Origin of the sequence: Enterococcus sp. AZ163, assembly GCF_050498925.1 — a bacterium.
In the GTDB taxonomy this organism is placed as follows: domain Bacteria; phylum Bacillota; class Bacilli; order Lactobacillales; family Enterococcaceae; genus Enterococcus_A; species Enterococcus_A ferrettii.
Genome location: NZ_JBIPAO010000001.1, coordinates 669,172 through 686,804, shown reverse-complemented (window position 1 = coordinate 686,804; position 17,633 = coordinate 669,172). Strand labels below are relative to the sequence as shown.

The 17,633-nt window shown below is 39.5% G+C and carries 13 protein-coding genes; 10 read left to right on the top strand and 3 right to left on the bottom strand.

What is annotated here, in order from left to right; genetic code table 11:
- The first annotated feature begins 22 nt into the window (after positions 1-22).
- From IGI46_RS03445 to IGI46_RS03405, 9 genes are all read left to right on the top strand, one after another.
- Positions 23-1,093, top strand: a complete 1,071-nt coding sequence (locus IGI46_RS03445) for a mannonate dehydratase (RefSeq protein WP_429972887.1) — start codon at positions 23-25, stop codon at positions 1,091-1,093.
- 31 nt (positions 1,094-1,124) lie between these two features.
- A complete protein-coding gene (locus IGI46_RS03440) occupies positions 1,125-1,763 on the top strand; it encodes a bifunctional 4-hydroxy-2-oxoglutarate aldolase/2-dehydro-3-deoxy-phosphogluconate aldolase (protein WP_429964886.1) in 639 nt (212 codons plus the stop codon).
- A gap of 607 nt (positions 1,764-2,370) precedes the next feature.
- Positions 2,371-3,033, top strand: a complete 663-nt coding sequence (locus tag IGI46_RS03435) for a hypothetical protein (protein WP_429972886.1) — start codon at positions 2,371-2,373, stop codon at positions 3,031-3,033.
- 307 nt (positions 3,034-3,340) lie between these two features.
- Entirely contained in the window at positions 3,341-4,624 is a 1,284-nt protein-coding gene (locus IGI46_RS03430) for an AAA family ATPase (protein WP_429972885.1), read from the top strand.
- Positions 4,617-5,207: an RloB family protein gene (locus IGI46_RS03425; protein ID WP_429972884.1), complete on the top strand. Its 591-nt coding sequence runs from the start codon at positions 4,617-4,619 to the stop codon at positions 5,205-5,207. The genes IGI46_RS03430 and IGI46_RS03425 overlap by 8 nt, the downstream gene beginning before the upstream one ends.
- A gap of 474 nt (positions 5,208-5,681) precedes the next feature.
- The gene (locus IGI46_RS03420) at positions 5,682-6,182 is read left to right on the top strand and encodes a hypothetical protein (RefSeq protein ID WP_429972883.1); all 501 of its coding nucleotides are present in this window, start codon (positions 5,682-5,684) and stop codon (positions 6,180-6,182) included.
- Entirely contained in the window at positions 6,179-6,898 is a 720-nt protein-coding gene (locus tag IGI46_RS03415) for a hypothetical protein (RefSeq protein WP_429972882.1), read from the top strand. Before IGI46_RS03420 ends, IGI46_RS03415 begins: the two co-directional genes overlap by 4 nt.
- A 521-nt stretch (positions 6,899-7,419) precedes the next feature.
- On the top strand, positions 7,420-11,010 hold the full coding sequence (locus IGI46_RS03410; protein WP_429972881.1) for a homing endonuclease associated repeat-containing protein: 3,591 nt from the start codon (positions 7,420-7,422) through the stop codon (positions 11,008-11,010).
- A 293-nt stretch (positions 11,011-11,303) separates the two neighbouring features.
- Positions 11,304-13,985, top strand: a complete 2,682-nt coding sequence (locus IGI46_RS03405) for a cation-translocating P-type ATPase (protein WP_429972880.1) — start codon at positions 11,304-11,306, stop codon at positions 13,983-13,985.
- Positions 13,986-14,089: 104 nt separating this feature from the next.
- On the opposite strand, the gene IGI46_RS03400 is transcribed toward IGI46_RS03405, so the two are convergent.
- A complete protein-coding gene (locus IGI46_RS03400; protein WP_429964882.1) occupies positions 14,090-14,725 on the bottom strand; it encodes a type 1 glutamine amidotransferase family protein in 636 nt (211 codons plus the stop codon).
- A 110-nt stretch (positions 14,726-14,835) separates the two neighbouring features.
- On the opposite strand from IGI46_RS03400, the gene IGI46_RS03395 reads away from it, so the two are divergent.
- Positions 14,836-15,777, top strand: a complete 942-nt coding sequence (locus IGI46_RS03395) for a helix-turn-helix transcriptional regulator (RefSeq protein ID WP_429972879.1) — start codon at positions 14,836-14,838, stop codon at positions 15,775-15,777.
- 288 nt (positions 15,778-16,065) lie between these two features.
- Here IGI46_RS03395 and IGI46_RS03390 read toward each other — a convergent pair whose 3' ends face one another.
- Together IGI46_RS03390 and IGI46_RS03385 are read right to left on the bottom strand one after the other, a co-directional pair.
- A complete protein-coding gene (locus IGI46_RS03390; RefSeq protein WP_429964880.1) occupies positions 16,066-16,329 on the bottom strand; it encodes a type II toxin-antitoxin system prevent-host-death family antitoxin in 264 nt (87 codons plus the stop codon).
- Positions 16,330-16,510: 181 nt separating this feature from the next.
- Positions 16,511-17,539 (bottom strand): zinc-binding dehydrogenase, encoded by a 1,029-nt coding sequence (locus IGI46_RS03385; protein WP_429964879.1) that lies wholly within the window; start codon positions 17,537-17,539, stop codon positions 16,511-16,513.
- Positions 17,540-17,633: the final 94 nt, after the last annotated feature.

The window sequence follows — 17,633 nt, the reverse complement described above, 5'->3', positions numbered from 1 at the left end:
AAGATAAGGAAGGTGTTCAATAATGAAGTGGGGATTCCGATGGTATGGAGAAAATGATGATTCAATCCCATTAAAGAATATTAAGCAGATTGCAGGGATGAATGGAATCATTGGTACCTTACTAAGCAAGATGCCAGGAGATGTCTGGGAAATTTCAGAAATACAAGCTTTAAAGGATTCGATCGAAAAAGAAAATTTAGAGCTGCTAGGTATTGAAAGTGTGGCGATTCATGATTCAATTAAAGCAGGGACAGCTGAACGGGATCATTACATCGAAAATTATATTCAAACAATTAAAAATTTATCAACATGTGAGGTCAAACTCATTTGTTATAGTTTTAAGCCGATTTTTGGCTGGGCGAAGACAGAGCTTTCTCATGAAAATGCCGATGGAAGCTTTTCGATGTTATACGATCAATCTGTTATAAAAAACATGGTTCCTCAAGATATGTATACTCTAATTCACAGTCAGTCAAGAGGCTTTCGATTGCCTGGTTGGGAAAAAGACCGTCTTGATAAATTCAATAATTTGGAAAAATTATATGAAGGGCTAACAGAGGAAGGTCTATATGAAAATCTCAAATACTTTTTATTGAAAATCATCCCTGTTTGCGAAGAAATGGATGTAAAGATGGCCATTCATCCTGATGATCCACCATGGAAGCTTTTTGATTACCCACGAATCACCAAAAATTTAGTTGATTTGAAGAGAATTATAGAGAGTGTGGATTCGCCATACAATGGTATCACTTTCTGTACAGGCTCTTTGGGAGCTTCGCCTTCGAATGATTTAATTGATATGATTGATAAAATTGGCCATCGAATTAATTTTGTTCATTTTAGAAATGTTGAGTATCTAGAGGAAGGCAAATTTAGAGAATGTGCTCATTTAAGTTCTGATGGCTCTTTGGATATGTATAAAATCATGGAAGCGCTTGTTGAGAAAGGTTTCAATGGCCCTATACGTCCAGACCACGGGAGAACTGTTTGGGGAGAAGTATCCATGCCAGGTTATGGATTATATGATCGCGCTATGGGTCATTCATATGCGCTGGGACTATATGAAGCAATCACGAAAAGCAAGCAGAGCTAAACTAAAATTTAAAAGCAGAAAGTGAGAAAAAATGTTCGCAGATATGGCGCATAAACTATATAAAGAGATTGAAGAAGCGAAGTTTTTACCTCTGTATACAGTGAACGATTTTAAATATCTGGATATACTAGAAGAAATTTTAATTGAGAACAATTGCCCTTTCATCGAAATCGCCTTTAGGAATGCTAATGCAGCTGCGGCAATAAAAAAACTGGCTGCCTCAGAAAAATTAATTGTCGGCGCAGGGACGGTTCGGACGGTGAAGGAAGCAACAATTGCAGTAGAGAATGGCGCTAAATTCATCGTATCACCGGCAATTGATCCAGAGGTTATTGAGTATTGCATTGAAAAGAAAATCCCTGTTTTTCCAGGTGTAGCAACACCTGGTGATATCCAAAGAGCTTCAAAGTATGGGATTAAGGTTGTCAAATTTTTTCCAGCAGATATTTACGGCGGGTTGAAAGCGATTCAATCATTGAGTGGACCATTTTATGATGTTAAGTTCTTACCAACCGGTGGTATTGATCAAGATAATTATGTTGACTATTTGAATCATGACCATGTAATAGCGGTAGGTGGATCATTTATCATTTCAGAGAAAGTGATAAAAAAAGACAATGGTAAAACGGCGAGTAAGATTTTAAAATTTCTTGTAAAGAATGCTGGTTAGTTCTAACAGGGATCTGCTAAAGATCTAATCAATGTTCATTAAATTGTAGAATCGCTTTTTAAGGCTAAAAGTATTTCTAGAAATTCGAATGAAACAAATGTATTAGAGATTGTCGAGCGCTACAAGTATTGCTTTCAAAAGAACCAATCTTTTTAACATGGGGCAATCGGACTTCAATGTTTCAGAATAGTTATAAAGGGATCAACCATCAGAGCGTGGATTGATCTCTTTTTGCATGATAGTAAGTTGTACTATTTCCTCTCTGCAAGTCGGCTTATAAACCACTTGTACAAGTGGTTCAACACGGCATTTTTTCACGCTTGGCTAAAAATATATACAAAAAGGAATCATCTACTTATTGCGTGGGTTTCTATTGTTTAGATTGACGTTGGTAGTATTGGATCATCAAGAAATAAGAAAAGTAAAGGACAACTATTGCTTTAAAAATTTGGGTTTTAGTTGTCTTTTTTCATCTTCAATTATCTATCTATTCAACAAGACTCTATTTTAGCTTAGATGTTTGTCTATTTTTTGATAAAATTAGAATATATAAGGTAGTCAGGTATAAAATATAATTATCACTATACTAGAAACGGAGCGAAAAGCGATGACTATGCTAAGTTCACTAATAGGAAAGAGCATCATACTCCTTCTTCAATCATTTCTTAGCTCACGTAAGGAGAAGCGATTCGGCTACCTGCTTCCAATAGTTTTTCTGTTATTAGCTGTGCTCCGGCAACTGTCACGGCTTAGTTTTTTGGGCTATCTTTTTGTGTTTGATTTGCTCTTTCCAGCATTCTTATGGCTTGAATATATCGTTGTTTCAGTATTCGTAGGTAAAAGAGAGCCGAAGCGGGTTTCTAAAAAGCTCTTAGCTGCAATCGCTCTTTCTTTCGTGCTGCTTCTTTCCGGTGTTTACTTATATGGAATGTTTTCGGTGATCAAAACTCATCAAATGATTATAAAGCAAGCGCAAAGTTATCCTGAAAAGGAAATCAATTCTCATGATGGCAAGTATCTGTTGAAGACTCGCGTAACAAAAGAGAAATCTGGTACCTATGCGACGTTTAGTATTTTTGATCCTGTATCTGGAGAAGAACTATACCAATGCCCCAAGCACTACCGGACGATGGATTTGAAAAAAATTGATTGGATGGATGATGCCTCGTACACTATTGAGATTTTCTCGGGTGACATAGGTACTGAGCGTTACTACTTTGATGCGAATACGTGGGAGCCAGCAGAAAAGAAAGTGATAAATAATGAATAGAAACAACATATCGTTTTTGTGGAAGCATAGTAATTCTTGATGTATTAGAAAGAGCAGAAGGGCGAGGAATAAGAAGAATATCAATACATAAGTTGGCTAGTTGTAAGAAGATAAATCTTACAAACGTGGGTCATTTCGAAGTAGTTGCTGAAATAACGATCAAAATCGTTAAAGGGCATAACATGAGGCTAGTTTAATAGGATATAGATAGATAAGAACGTAAAACCGTTTTTAAATCGAAAAACAAGCTGAAAATATGATACAATGTACTCGAAAGAACGAGATTTCGTTTTTTAGGAGGATAATTATGCTTATAGATGTCAAAATGAAAAATTTTTTATCGTACGGAGATGAAGAATCTTTCAGTATGGAAACTGGAGAAAGATTAAGAAAATACAATGAGACACATACGTTCTTTGCTGGGAAGACTCATCTATTAAAAAATGCTATTCTGTTTGGGTCTAATGCTTCTGGTAAAACAAATTTATTTGCTGCTCTAAAACGAATGAAGCACATGGTGATGGTACCAACTAACAAAATTGGAGACCAACTGGCGTATTCTCCGTGTAAAGTAATGTCTCCAAGTATGGATAGTACAACTTTTGAAGTGTCCTTTTATAAAGGAAGAATGTACAACTATTCTCTATCGTACAATAAAAATAAATTTTTAAGTGAAAAGTTGAAATATAAAAGTGGTAATAAGTATATAACCTATTTTGAAAGAGACGAAACAGGCTATTCGATTTTGCCAAAAGGTTTAAGGAAAATTGCAAAAGAAACGAGGGAGAACTCTTTGTTTCTATTCAATCTTCAAAATAAGAACGATGAATTTGCGGAAGATGTTTTTAGATGGTTTGATTCAGATTTACTTTTCTTTAGTCATGACATTCCAGATGAATATCTTGAGAATATTGAAAACGATGTAGAGGCTAAATCAGCCTTGTTAAGTTTTTTGGCTTTTTCAGATACAAATATCGTTGGTATTGATATCAACGATGACATACATGAATTAACCCCAGCAATGAAAAAGATGATGGAATTTCTCGAGGAAGAACTAGAAAGAAAACAAACAATTGAGAATGAGATAATAGCCAAAAAATTATATACGATCTATAAAAAATATGATAAACGGAATAAAGTGATAGGGAGGAGTAAGATTAGTCTTGGAGCTGAATCTAGAGGAAATCAAAAATTAATTTCTATCGCTCTTACTTTGGTCAATAATTTAGGCAAAGGTAAAGTTATCTTAATTGATGAATTTGATGATTCATTACACTTGCAGCTTGCTAGAGCATTGGTAAGAATTTTCAACACAAAAAGTAATGATAATCAGTTTATATTGTCTTCACATGAATTACAGCTTCTTGACTCAGATCTTCGTAAAGATCAAATTTGGTTAGTTGAAAAAGATTTCAGGGGGCTTAGCCACTTATATTCCATCTTTGATTTTAAAGAAATGACTGGCTCGTCAAGGGATGATATTTCTTTTTTCTCAAGATATATGAAAGGACAGTTCGGCGCTTTACCAAGTATCGACTACGAAGGTATGATGAGTGCATTAAACTGTCAAAAGAGCAATCAGGATGGGTAGAAAATCCAAGAATAAGCCATTGAGAAAAGAAATAAGAATTTATTGCGAAGGAACAACTGAAAAAATTTATTTCGATTTATTAAAGCAAAAATATCGGTTACCGAATATTAAAGTGAAGACCAAAGGTGATGTAGGTCAATCAGTTGAATTAGTGAATCACGTCCTTAGAACCTTAAGTAAAACGAGTTCATCGGATAGAAAAAAATTAGACAAATTGATTGTAGTTTTTGATAAGGATGAAGAATCTTGGGAATCTATAGAAAAAGCTTTTGCATTAGCTAATGCAAACAATATAGAGGTTTGTTTTTCTAATGAGTGTTTCGAAATATGGTTGTTAGCTCATTTTGAGGAGATTCAGAAAAATAAGAAATGGACAAGAAAATTGCTCTATTCAAGACTTACGCAGGTACTTGAAGTGAACTCTTATGAAAGTGAAAAAGCAAACAAAAAAACCATTCAAAAAATTTTCGCTGAGATTGATGCTACAGATTCACACTGTAACAATTTTAGTAATGATTTCAGAAAAAGGAATTATTGTGATATGCAAAAGACTATTGTAGAAGTTTTTGAAAATAACGTCTAATGAGGGCAGGTTTATTCGAAATAGCACTTGATCATGACACCTAATTTTAAAGGTCGTTAGATTTGCCCCCTTTTTTTCAACTCTTTGACTATTATTTATTTGCGATGTGGATACCTTTATGACAAATGGTGATATCCTTTCATTAAGAGAAGTAGTAGAAGAATCCGTAGATATGATGGAGTTGAGCAACTATCGCTTACTTACGTACTAGAAAGACATTAGAAGGTAAAAAAGTTAGTTATTGTGGTTGGATGAATAGGATTTCTTTGGTGGTGAGACCGAGTCGCTCAAACAAATTGTTGATCATTCTTTAGTTAAAGGGTCACCCCCCTCTAACAAGAAATGAATTGTACGGGAGAAGTGTATAATGCTAACTTTTTAGAAAAAGATTTAGCATTAAAATGATCGAAATCCGACTGTGAAAAGGTAATTTTGCCGAGTGTATGAAAGTTTGTATTGGAGGTTAGTGATTCGTTGATTGAGACATTTGTAAAAATATTGCAAAAAGAAAAAGATTATCAGATGATCATGAATTCTTTATGTTATACAGATTATATAGATGATTGGCAATTCGTTTTTTTTAGAGAGAGCAATGGTGTTCCTTTGCCGAAGAATCTCTTTTTTCAGCAAGGCAAACTTTTGACAATGGGAATCAATGGACATAGTAATATTAGTTTTCTTAATAAAGAGCAAGCTTTAGCGTTAAGCTCGGAAAATACAAGTCAATTTGCTTTCGCTAATTGTATTGACTTTGATACTAATGTAGTAAGTAACATGGAAAAATTATTTTCAACTAAATGCATTGATCAGGATAAAAATACCTATCTTTTTTTAAGAAAGCTTATGAAACAAAATAGTGGAGATAGTAGGGATTATAGTTGTATCCCTTATGGCTGGGAAAATTGCACCAAGATTGATAATCCCAAAATATTAGAAGGTATGATAAGTTCATTGCGCTCATTTTTTTGTATATGAGTTTTGATTCAGTAGAAGAATTTGATAGTTATTTTAATTCTCCAATTAGGCCAGAGAGTCTAAATAGGATTAATAATAAAACAGATGATTTCCTACACTTAATGTTTGAAATGAAAAAAAAGATTGAAGTGGGAGAAATCGAAATGGTACAGCGGCCAATCCATGCTTTACTTTTACAGGTTGTAATAATCAAGTTTTCAACCAAAAAAGGTATAAAATATAAATTAGATCAATTGTTTGATTGCTTCATAAATCAAATGGGTAAGTTTATGGAAAGAGAGCTGGCAATTTGTTACTTGTATTTAAAAAATGATAAAAGAACTGAAAAATTCTTTGGTAAAGTACAAAAAAATTCTAAGGACATTCTTCAGGTAATTGAAGGAATGTCTTGGGACTTAGCTCATATTCGGCATTTAGAAGACTCGATGAGACATTCTGTTTATGATGAAGCTAGTTTTGAAATTCATTCTTTAGCAACTTATGATAATGGATTAAAAGACATGCTGTCAGTATATCCTGTGGAGTCCTTGTCATTTCGTAAAAACTCTTTAAATGTAATTTTTACCTATGAGTTTGAAAAATTTATTGAGGAAATCGATTTTTCTAATTATTGGGACAGAAGAAAACCGGAAAAGAGACTCTTGATTTATAAAAAAACAGATTTTTCTTATCTGATCAAGGAAAAACAAAGAGAACTATTAAACATTATAAAATAGGAAAGCAGTCATTAAAAAGTGAAGGTTACTTCAGTTAAATAAAAACTCTGTTTCCAGCGATATACTTATATGCAAAATAACTTAAGCTCATCAAGGGGCGTAGGTTATTTTTTTTGTACAGTTGCCTCTTAAGGGGATCTTTATGAATAGCTGTGATACTCATTTATAGGTTGTAGAAATGGTAAAGATTCCCTTTCCAAGTGCATCTTCATGATTTTCTCGCTAATGGATAATAAAATATTTCAATAAAAAGTGAAAAACAGTGTATTTTTTTGTTTTATCCAACGAATCAATGAAGTATAATTACTCACGTGTTCTTTTTTTCTAATAAGTAACAAACTTTGAGGAAATGATAGTAGATTTGATGATTCTATACAGCGAAGACAAAATTTCTCATCACGAGAATAGAGCTGTCTTCAAGGATTACATACACGTTGAATAAAAAAAGCAGATGAACTAGGCCAATCAACAAGTACATATCGCTTCACTTTATGGTTCATCCGCAACAAGGAGATTGATGAATGGTCACGGATTTAAATAAAACAAAACCAAGCAACGAAGAACTGATTGCATTAATTCAGGAGGAGGCTGCTAAACTAGGGCGAACACCCCTCCAACGAGAGTTTCCATATAGAGAATTAGTACGCTGGCGATTTGGTTCATGGACCGCCTTTCTGCGACAGGTCGGTATGGAGCCGCCTTCCCGCAAAAGAGATATCAGCGCTGAAGAGTTAATCCAACGGGTCCAAGAAAGGGCTGCTGAATTAGGGCGAACCCCTTTTAAGAAAGAGTTTGAACTGAGTCATTTCGCCAATCGGCAATTTGGTACCTGGAGTAAGTTTATAAACAGTGCGGGATTAGAGCTGGCAGAAAATCCAAGGAGCAGAAGAGCAATTACCAATGAAGAGCTGATCGGATTGATTCAACAGGAAACCGCTAAATTAAGTCGGGTCCCTATGAGTACCGAGTTCGAGTATCGTATTTTAGTCAGGGATCGATTTGGCTCTTGGAAAGAATTCATGGATCAGGCTGGACTAGAGATGAGTAAGCTTAAAACGGGTGTAACCAATGAAGAGCTGATCGCATTAGTCCAACAGGAGGCTGCTGAAAAGGGGCGAACCCCTCTAAAGAAAGAATTCAAGTATGGTGGACTAATCACTACTAGATTTGGCAATTGGGGCAAGTTTTTGCAGCAGGCTGGTCTGGAAGCAGGAACACTAGCTATGAGCAGAAGAAAGATAAGCAATGAACAGCTGATCAAAATGATTCATGAAAAAACGGAGGAGCTAGGACGAACCCCCTTCGTAAAAGAATTTGAGTATTCATCATTAGTGGCAGGCAGATTTGGTAACTGGGGCAATTTTCTATCGGCTGCAAAGCTCGAACCATCAGAGCCTAGATGGTATAGCATTCCGGTAACGGATGAGGAACTGATTGAATTAGTGCAAAAAAAAGCGGCAGAATTGGGTCGATCCCCCAAAGCGGCAGAGTTTCATTACGGACCTTTAGCCAAAAGCAGATTTCGTGGTTGGAAAAACTTCTTAAAAAGTGCTGGATTGGATCCTAAAACACCACACAACTATAAATTCAGTGACGTAACGAATGACAGGTTAATCGAACTGGTTCAACTGCAAGCTGAAAAGTTAGATCGAACACCTGTGAAGAATCAGTTTGAGTATGGGACGTTAGCTGCAAAGCGCTATGGTACGTGGACAGGTTTCCTGAAAAGTGCTGGCTTAGAGCCGGTAAAACCCGGAAAACCAGGGGAACCTGTCGGGCCTAGAAGGAAGATCACGAATGAACAATTGATCGAACGAGTCAGAGAGCAGGCCGAACAAATGGGCCGAACACCACGTATGAGAGAGTTTGAATATGGATCATTAGTAGCAAAGAGATTTGGCGGCTGGAAGAATTTTTTACAAAATGCCAGGATGGAGCCGCATACACCGATTCATAATGTAACCAACAAAGAGCTGATCCAGCTTGTCCAGCAACAGGAGATTGATTCAGATCAAGAACCAACTGCCGAAGACTTTAAGTATAGTTCCACAGCTATCCATCGCTATGGCAGCTGGGAAAATTTTTTAGAAGCTGCGGGTCTTGGACCGCATAGACACAAGCGACTTAAAAAACGCCTCAGCAATAATCACCTGATTGCATTAGTGCAAAAACAAGCAGAGGAGTTAGGAAGAACGCCGAAGTTTAAAGAGTTCAAGCACAGCGGAACAATTGTGAAAAGGTATGGCACCTGGAACAGCTTTTTGGAAATAGCGGATTTAAAGCCGCGTAAAGGCAGAAATTTGAGAAGGCGCATAAGCAATGAGCAGCTGATTGAATTAGTACAAAAACAAGCAGAAGAATCCGGCCGAACACCAAGGGCTATTAATTTTAAGCATTACGGGATTGCGCAAGTCAGATATGGCAGTTGGAACAACTTTTTGGAAAGCGCTGGACTAGAGCCGGTGCGCTCCTTGCACGATAAGCGATACCTAAGCGACGAGGAGCTGATCGAGCTAGTACAAAAACAGGCGAAAGAACAAGGGGAAACGCCTACGTTAGCAGAGTTTGAATACAGAAGAACGGTGAAAGCTAGATATGGAAGATGGGGCAAGTTCTTAGAAAGTGCCGGCTTGGAGCCGCGAATAGGGAAATCACATAAGAGAGACATAAGTAATGAAGACCTGATTGAACGGGTACACAAGCGAGCGGAAGAATTAGGGAGAACACCCGGACTCAACGAGTTTGACCAGGGTAGACGCGCATCCACTAGGTTCGGCACCTGGAACAACTTTTTGGAAAGTGCCGGCTTAAGGCCGCGTCGAATTAAGCAAGATGTGGAGGATATATCTAATGAAGAGCTGATCGAGTTGGTACGAAAGCAGGCGAAAGAGCAAGGGGAAACACCAACAGTCAGAGAGTTTAGATATAGAAGCACAGTAACAGTCAGATATGGCAGCTGGAGCAACTTTTTGGAAAGTGCTGGTTTAGAGCCACGGCGACGCGAAGGAGCTAAGCAAAAGAAAAGTAATGAAGAGCTGATCGAATTAGTCCAAAAACAAGCGAAACAATCCGGACGACCGCCCACGTCCAACGAGTTTTATTATAGCGACCTTGCGAAAAAAAGATATGGTGGTTGGAAGAACTTTTTGGAAAGTGCTGGTCTAGACTATCAAAGTTCCCAGCAAAATAAGCGTCGCATAAGTAATGAGCAATTGATTGAATTAGTGCAAAAGCAAGCCAAAGAGTCAGGGGAAACGCCAACGTTCAAAACCTTTGACTATGGGTATCTTGTGACCAAAAGATATGGCAGCTGGGAAAAATTCTTGGCAAACGCCGGCTTAGAATTAAAAAGAGCCAAAGATTATCATCAATCTATCAGCAACGAACAGTTGATTGCCCTCGTACAAAAACAAGCGGAAGAATTGGACCGAACGCCGACGTACAATGAATTTGACTATGGGTCTCTGGCAGCAAACAGATATGGTAAGTGGAGCAAATTTTTAGAAAGTGCTGGCTTAGAATTAAGAAGATCCAAACTGAATGATGCGCGTATCACCAACGAGCAGCTGATTGAGTTAGTGCAAAAACAAGCGAAAGAGTTAGGGAAAAGGCCAATGTCCAAAGAGTTTGCTTATGGCTACCTGGTGAGAGAAAGATTTGGCAGCTGGAAGAATTTTTTGAAAAGCGCTGGCTTAGAATGGCAAAAGCCCAAACAATATACCAAACCTATCAGCAATGAGCAGCTAATTGCCTTCGTGCAAAAACAAGCGAAAGAATTGGGCCGAACGCCGACGTACGATGAATTCGACTATAGAAGCCTGGCGATTGGCAGATATGGTCGCTGGAATGAATTTATAGAAAGTGCCGGCCTAGAATCGAGAAGACACAAAAAATCTGATGCGAATATCAGCAACAAACAATTGATTGCCTTCGTGCGAAAAAAAGCAAAAGAATTGGGGAGAAACCCGACAGTCAAAGAATTTGAATATAGTAAACAGGCGTCTATGATTAATGGTAGTTGGAACAACTTTTTGTATAAAGCGGGTCTGAGGGATGAGAAACCTCAGGGAAATACCTCATTTGGAGAATGGTTGAAGCAAACGTTGAAGTGATAAGGTTGTCTATCTAAAACGGAATAGTATACTGTGGTTGGACTCCTTATACTTTTCTTTAGTCTTAAGCATAAATATGGTGAATTCCCATGGTATCCGCTATGATAAACATACAGTAAGATTATTCCTTAGGGGAGTAACCAACAACAAATGTTGTAATAATGCCAACAGTAAGTTAGTCGCAAGGCTTTCTGGTATTATTTTAAATGGTGAGACCTAAGACAAGTTCGCTTGTCTTAGGTCTCATTTTTTTATAGGAAAAATTACTGAAAAAACTAAAGGGAGCATCGTGATTGGCACAAGAAATCTATCAAAAAAAATTAAGTGATGTATTAACGGAAAATCAAACCTCGGAACAGGGCTTAACCACCTCAGAAGCGCAGCAGCGTTTAACAGAAAATGGTCCGAACCAGCTGAAGGAAGCCCCACGAAAATCCAGCTTTAAGTTGTTTTTGGAAACCTTCAAGGATGCGATGGTAGTTGTGCTGCTGATTGTTGCCACGGTGCAGCTGGTGATGGGGGCTTATGTTGAATCGATCGTCATTTTCGCGGTCTTGCTGCTGAATTCGGTAGTCAGTGTCATTCAAACGAAAAAGGCGGAAGGTTCGCTGGCTGCTTTGAAGAATCTGTCCGCACCGGATGCCAATGTAATTCGTGATGGTGCGGAGCAATCAATTTTAGCTAAGGACTTGGTAGTAGGCGATATTGTCCTTTTGGAAGCTGGAGATTACGTACCAGCGGATGGTCGTTTGCTGGAAGAAGGCTCCTTGAAGGTTGATGAGGGGATGCTGACTGGGGAATCTACACCGGCAGAAAAAGAAGTTCAGCTGATTGACGCAACGGTTCCGATTGGTGATCGTTTGAATATGGTTTACAGCGGAACAATTGTGACTTATGGTCGTGGGAAATTTGTTGTAACAGCGACGGGGAACAATACAGCCATTGGTGAGGTTGCTGATTTGCTGGAAACAACCGTTGAACAGAAGACTCCGTTACAGCGGGGCTTGGATCGCTTTAGTAAGAAATTGAGTTTGGCGATTCTAGGCTTGTCGCTAATCATCCTAGGAGTACAGGTAGCTCGAATCTTTATGGGGGATGGTACGGGTGATTTAACCGCCGACCTAGTCAATGCCTTTATGTTTGCGATTGCTGTTGCAGTTGCTGCAATTCCAGAGGCTTTGCAGTCGATTGTGACGATTGTTTTATCTTTGGGAACGAAGAAAATGGCCCGCGAGCATGCAATTATCCGCAAGTTGCCAGCCGTTGAAACGTTAGGCTCAACGAGTGTCATCTGTACGGATAAAACCGGTACGCTGACACAAAATCGGATGACAGTGGTGGATTACTTTTTACCGAATGGTCAAAGTGGCAAATTCTCGCAAACACCAGACAGCTGGACGAAGGACGAACGACGTTTAGTTGAGATTAGTGTCTTAGCCAATGATGCGGCAATTGCAGAAGATGGCGCGAAGCTTGGTGATCCAACAGAGGTTGCGTTGATCGATTTTAGTAATAAACAGGAGCAGCCTTACAAGGAACTTCGTCAAAAATATCCACGATTAAACGAGCTTCCCTTTGACTCTGATCGGAAATTAATGTCCACACAGCATGAAATTGATGGGGAGAAGCTGCTGTTAACCAAGGGCGGACCAGATATTGTCATTAACCGCAGCAGTCATATTTTGCTTGATGGCGAAGTGGTTCCTATGACAGAGGAGCACAAGCAGCTGATTCAGCAGCAGAACGAAGCTTTCTCAGAACGAGCTTTACGGGTTTTGGCCTTTGCTTACAAGTCATTAGCGGATCATGATTTAGAGTTTGAAGACGAACAAGAGTTAGTTTTTGTGGGGCTGTTAGCGATGATTGATCCTCCCCGTGAGGAAGTTTTCCAAGCCGTTAGTGATGCTAGAAACGCCGGCATGAAAACCGTGATGATCACTGGCGACCACAAAACGACCGCCGTGGCGATTGCTAAAGAGATCGGAATTTTTGCTGAGGGGGATCAGGCGTTAACGGGAACCGAGCTGGATCAATTAAGTGAGTTAGAATTAAAGGAACGCTTGGAAAAAATTACTGTTTACGCTCGAGTTTCACCAGAGAATAAAATCCGAATCATCCGTGCTTGGCAAAACAAAGGCAAGATCTCTGCCATGACTGGTGACGGTGTGAATGATGCACCAGCCTTGAAGCAAGCCGATATTGGGATTGCCATGGGTACCGGAACTGACGTAGCGAAGGATGCTGCGGCGATGGTGCTAACCGATGACAACTTTGCCTCAATTATTAGTGCTGTAAAGGTTGGGCGTAACGTTTATGACAACATCAAGAAGGCGATTGCCTACTTGTTTGCCGGTAACTTAGGGGCGATTATTGCGATTGTGTTTGCTCTAGTTATGGGTTGGAATAATCCCTTTACTGCTTTGCAGCTGTTGTTCATTAACCTAGTGAATGACTCACTGCCAGCAATTGCTTTAGGAACAGAGAAGCCAGAACCGACGATCATGCAGCGGGCACCTCGTGATCCTGATCAAGGAATTTTCACTGGCAAGACTTTAAGCTCAGTAACTTATCGCGGCATTCTGATTGCAGCTGCTGTGATTTTTGCCCAATGGCTAGGCATGCAGGAATCAGTAGAAATTGGTGTTGCTATGGCCTTCTCTACCTTGATTTGGAGCCGGACCTTGCAGACCTTGCCAGCTCGTTCTAATACCCAGACTTCTTGGCAAGCTGGATTCTTAGAAAACAAACTGGTTTGGTTGGCGATTGTCGTATGTGGGGCTTTGTATAGTGTCACGTTGATTCCAGGCGTACGCGAAATCTTTGCCATTCCTCAAAACTTTACTTTAAGTCATGTTGGTTTGAGTATGTTGTTAGCCCTAGCAGCGGTACTTTTGATGGAGATTACTAAGCTGATCCTGTTGAAGGTGCAAAAAGATCCAGCCAAGGTTGGCAAGACTGCCGATGTTAAAGGGTAAGTGAATCTAGTAAAATTAGAAACAACCAAATAGGAATCAGGGGTCTCCTGGTTCCTATTTGTCTACAGTCTGAGATCCCCACGTTGATGGGGATTTTCTTTTGCTTAATGTTCCTGTGGAGGCAAGGTTTGCATAAGCGCGTAAAAGTGTTCTGGCTTGCCAATGCTGAAATAGTCATACCATGCTTCCACAGTATTCTCTTGAAAAACATCCAGTCGCTCGATCAATTGCTTTGCCCACAGCAAACCTCCAGTAGAACTTGCTGTAATGAGGTTGTTGTCTGCTACAGAAGGCTGATCTACATAGAATTCTTGTCCTTTATAGCTAGGAACAAACATGTCAAGAAATCCTGGACCATTACTGGTATGGGGCCGATTATCTAATAGTCCAGCATTGGCTAGAGCAACGGTAGCTCCACAAATTGCGCCGACTGTCGCACCCAAGGAAAGAAGCTCACTTGTTTTTTCGATAATTGCGCTATGCTTCGGATCACTCCAAGTATCTGCTCCCGGCAGCAATAGCACACTGGTCTCGTCCATGGAAATATCTTCAATCAGGCAATCAGGTACAATAGTCATTCCACCCATTGTTTTCACGGGTTCTCTGGAATAGCCGACTGTTTTGAGGGATACAGGCTGTGCATCCTTCTTAAAAAAGCGAGCGGAATTCAACTCGGCAGTAACATACCCCAATTCCCAGTCTGCTAAAGTATCAAGAATATAAACATAAATGGTAGTCATAAATTTCCTCCGATTTCCTTTTTATACCCTTAGTATACCTGGCAATTGTTGACACCTGTATGGCAACAATTCTACAATGGAAAAAAGAAATTTCGGAAGGCGGTTCTTAGATGAAGGTTGATCGGCTGGTTAGTATGATTATGATACTCCTAGAAAAAGAGCGGGTTGGGGCGCAGGAGCTGGCGGAAATGTTTGAAGTATCACCCCGGACTATTTATCGTGACATTGATTCCATCAACATGGCGGGGATTCCAATTCGCTCAACTTCAGGAGTCGGTGGCGGCTTTGAAATCATGCAGAATTATAAGCTGGATAAGAAGGTTTTTTCCACAACGGATCTTTCTACCATTTTGATGGGGCTGTCCAGTGTTTCCAACATGGTACGCGGGGAGGAGCTGGTCAATGCGCTTGCAAAGGTAAAGAGCTTTGTTCCAGCTGAGCAGGCGAAGGATATAGAGGTAAAAGCCAATCAGCTGCATATTGATTTGAGTCCTTGGATGGGGAATCGCAATATACAAGCGTATTTGGAATTGATCCAAAAGGCTTTGCTGAAAAGCCAGCTGCTTTCCTTTGAATACGCTGACAGCCACGGAAATAAAACCAGTCGAATCGTCGAACCCTATCAGCTAGTATTGAAGGGTGGACACTGGTATTGGCAAGGGTATTGTCACGAGCGAAAGGATTACCGTTTATTCAAGCTAACCCGCATGACGAACTTGCAATTATTGGAAAAAACGTTCGTTCCACGGGAATATCAAAAGCCCCAGTTAGAATTTAATGATGTTTTGGCCACGATACAGGTGGAAATTACGCTGCGTGTTCATCGATCTGTGATGGATCAGGTACTTGAGTATTGTGCGTATGAGAACTTCTCACCGGATGGCGAAGAGTATTATATCGCTCGTTTTCCGTTTATCGAAAATGACTACAGCTACAATATCCTGCTTAGTTTTGGGAATAGATGTGAGTGTTTAGAGCCAAAGCACATTCGAGAGGGAATGCGACGACGGGTGCAGGAGATGGTTGAGTTGTATGGGGATAAAGCTGAATAACCTCTGAAAATATTCAGTGGTAATCCTTGAAAGTTAACAAAAAACCGTATATATTTAAGGTGCAAGGTAAGTTAAAACTTATCAAAAAAGACGTGACTGTAATCACGTCTTGGGAATATAGTCAGCTACCTACTTAGAAGTAGGCAATGCTCTTCATTTCCAATACAATTGCTATATTAGAATGATTTGCATCAGTTTTGCAGACGTGTGCAAATCAATTCCGCAAAAATACTCATTTTAGTTAATGGGTATTTTTTTGTCCTTCAGTTTGGCTAATTCGTGTGCTTGTCATAAATCCTCCCAATCAATATCGTCAACGGCGGTAACGCCACTACCGTCCTTTTCACGAGCTCTAACGGTACCTAAAGTACCCGTTTGCTCAAGGAAGAGTGTTTCTTGAATAGATTTCCAATCAGATAAACTCACTAAAACGGCATTGTTGCCAGCAGCCTCATCAATAATTTCGACAATCATACGGATTTCATTTACTTCCTGTATAAGCTGTTCAAGATTATTTTGTGCTATAGCGGAAGTTACTGTTTTTTTAATCATCGCAGCCGATCCTTTCCTGTTAAATACATTATACCTTGTTTAGCCGATCTTGCTGCACAAAAACAGGAACCAGTCACACTGATTCCTGTCTCTTTGCTAGTCGTATTTTTCGCAGTGATTCGACTCATTTTTCCTGTTTTTAGAAAAACGAATCTCTTTATAAAGAGTTAGCTAGCTTATGCTAAGGAATCATCAACACCTTCAATTCCTCTCCATTCATCGCTAGCTGGAAAGCTTCCTCCCATTGATCCAAGGGCAATGTTTTGGTCACAATTGGTGTGAGATCGACCTTCTGCTCCTGAAGCCAAGCCAGAGATTGCTTCCAGGAAGTTGGCTTCTGAGTCCGAGAACCAATATACTCAAGCTCTTTATGAATCAACAAACTCATATTGATTTCGTTCATATCTTTGGCAAATAAACCTTCCTGAATTAAACGACCTTTTTTCTTCAAAATTTTCATCGCCTGCAGGACAGCGATTGGACTGCCTGAGCATTCGAAGACTTGGTCAACGCCATGTTTGTCAGTGTGTTCGCTGATATAGGTTTCCAAATCTTGCTGCTGACTATCTATAATGTGCTGAACACCTATTTGAGAAGCCAAGCTGAGTCGTTTTTGGTCTTTGGTAATCCCGATGAGAAAGACCTCGGCATCTAATGAGACCAGTACAGCAGCTAATAACATCCCAATCGGTCCTGGACCAAAAACAGCAATCTTTTCGCCTGGAATAATAGTAGATTTCTCCATCACCGCATGGACACAGCAGGACAAGGGTTCCATCATAGCAGCCACCTTTGTATCAATTTCTGGGGGGACTAGGTGACAGCGAGCAGCTTTGACAATAACATATTCGGCGAAGCTGCCATCCACCTGAGTACCGATTCCTTTTCGCTGGCTGCACAGGTTGTATTCTTCGGCTAAACAGTACTCACATTTTTCACAAACTTCAAAAGTGGTCTCACTAACTAATCGGTCTCCCTGTTTAAATGCTGTTACATTTTCTCCAACCTCGACCACCTCTCCCACAAACTCATGACCTAGAGTTAAAGGGATCTGTTTGTTATATTCTCCCTTGAGTGCATGGATGTCTGACCCGCATATACCGGTGGCAAGTACCCGAATCTTCAGTTCCCCTTTAGTAGGAGATATTTCGTTTAAATCAACAATTTCCATGTTTCCATAGCCTGGTTTTATTTTTCTCAATGCTTTCATATAAATAACATCCTTAATTTATTGTAGAGGGACATGTGTTATTCTATAGAGAGAAGCATTCATTGGTTTCAGCCTAACATGGCTGGCTTTTTTT

What these genes read in the sequence shown, in the direction of transcription:
- IGI46_RS03445 (WP_429972887.1), top strand. Translation starts at nt 23, where the DNA reads ATGAAGTGGGGATTCCGATGGTATGGAGAAAATGATGATTCAATCCCA.
- IGI46_RS03440 (WP_429964886.1), top strand. Translation starts at nt 1,125, where the DNA reads ATGTTCGCAGATATGGCGCATAAACTATATAAAGAGATTGAAGAAGCG.
- IGI46_RS03435 (WP_429972886.1), top strand. Translation starts at nt 2,371, where the DNA reads ATGACTATGCTAAGTTCACTAATAGGAAAGAGCATCATACTCCTTCTT.
- IGI46_RS03430 (WP_429972885.1), top strand. Translation starts at nt 3,341, where the DNA reads ATGCTTATAGATGTCAAAATGAAAAATTTTTTATCGTACGGAGATGAA.
- IGI46_RS03425 (WP_429972884.1), top strand. Translation starts at nt 4,617, where the DNA reads ATGGGTAGAAAATCCAAGAATAAGCCATTGAGAAAAGAAATAAGAATT.
- IGI46_RS03415 (WP_429972882.1), top strand. Translation starts at nt 6,179, where the DNA reads ATGAGTTTTGATTCAGTAGAAGAATTTGATAGTTATTTTAATTCTCCA.
- IGI46_RS03410 (WP_429972881.1), top strand. Translation starts at nt 7,420, where the DNA reads ATGGTCACGGATTTAAATAAAACAAAACCAAGCAACGAAGAACTGATT.
- IGI46_RS03400 (WP_429964882.1), bottom strand. Translation starts at nt 14,725, where the DNA reads ATGACTACCATTTATGTTTATATTCTTGATACTTTAGCAGACTGGGAA.
- IGI46_RS03395 (WP_429972879.1), top strand. Translation starts at nt 14,836, where the DNA reads ATGAAGGTTGATCGGCTGGTTAGTATGATTATGATACTCCTAGAAAAA.
- IGI46_RS03390 (WP_429964880.1), bottom strand. Translation starts at nt 16,329, where the DNA reads ATGATTAAAAAAACAGTAACTTCCGCTATAGCACAAAATAATCTTGAA.
- IGI46_RS03385 (WP_429964879.1), bottom strand. Translation starts at nt 17,539, where the DNA reads ATGAAAGCATTGAGAAAAATAAAACCAGGCTATGGAAACATGGAAATT.